The 1199-nt window shown below is 71.0% G+C and carries 1 protein-coding gene; it reads right to left on the bottom strand.

What is annotated here, in order from left to right; all coding sequences use genetic code 11:
* Window positions 1-1199, bottom strand: a 1199-nt coding sequence (locus tag ACWC24_RS41870) for a maltotransferase domain-containing protein (protein ID WP_450668170.1), incomplete at both ends; no start/stop codon positions are given.

A 1199-nucleotide genomic window follows, 5' to 3' on the forward strand; every position in this document is an offset into this window, starting at 1 on the left:
CGGATGTCGTTGAGGCGGGTGAGCAGGGGGGCGATGGTGCGGCCCTCGCGGGCGGCGGCCTCCCAGTCGCGGGGGCGCAGCTGGTACTTCTCGGAGTCGAGGTACTCCTCGCTGCCGGGGCGCAGGGGGGTGTTCTCGCACAGTTCGTAGCCGCTGTAGACGCCCCAGGTGGGGGAGAGGGTGGCGGCGAGGACGGCGCGGACCTCGAAGGCGGGACGGCCGCCGTCCTGGAGGTAGGCGTGCAGGATGTCGGGGGTGTTGACGAACAGGTTCGGCCGCATGCAGGCGGCCGTCTCACCGGAGAGTTCGGTGAGGTAGTCGGTGAGTTCCTGCTTGGTGGTGCGCCAGGTGAAGTAGGTGTAGGACTGCTGGAAGCCGATCTCGCCCAGGGTGCGCATCATCGCGGGGCGGGTGAACGCCTCGGCGAGGAAGATGACGTCCGGGTCGGCCGCGTTGATCTCGCCGATCACCCGTTCCCAGAAGACGACCGGTTTGGTGTGGGGGTTGTCGACGCGGAAGATCCGCACGCCGTGGTCCGTCCAGTGGCGCAGGACGCGTACGGTCTCGGCGACCAGGCCGTCCATGTCGGCGTCGAACGCGATGGGGTAGATGTCCTGGTACTTCTTCGGCGGGTTCTCGGCGTGGGCGATGGTGCCGTCCGCGCGGTGGTTGAACCACTGCGGGTGCTTGTCCACCCAGGGGTGGTCGGGCGAGCACTGCAGGGCGAAGTCGAGGGCGATCTCCAGGCCCTCCTCGCGGGCCCGGCGGACGAAGTGGTCGAAGTCCTCCAGGGTGCCCAGGGCGGGGTGGACGGCGTCGTGCCCGCCCTCGGGGGAGCCGATCGCCCAGGGCACGCCGACGTCCTCGGGGGCGGCGGACAGGGTGTTGTTGGGGCCCTTGCGGTAGGTGGTGCCGATGGGGTGGATCGGCGGGAGGTAGACGACGTCGAAGCCCATCGCGGCGATCGCGGGCAGCCGGCGGGCGGCGGTGCGGAAGGTGCCGTGCGGCTGGGTGGGAGTGCCCTCGGAACGGGGGAAGAACTCGTACCAGGCGCCGTACAGGGCCCGCTCACGCTCCACCAGCAGCGGCAACGGGGCCGAGGCGGTGAGCAGTTCACGCAGCGGATGACGGGCCAGCACCTCGTCCACCTCCGGCGTCAGCGCCGCCGCCAGCCGCGCCGCCACCGGCAGGGACTCGTC

The organism is Streptomyces sp. NPDC001443 (assembly GCF_053597355.1).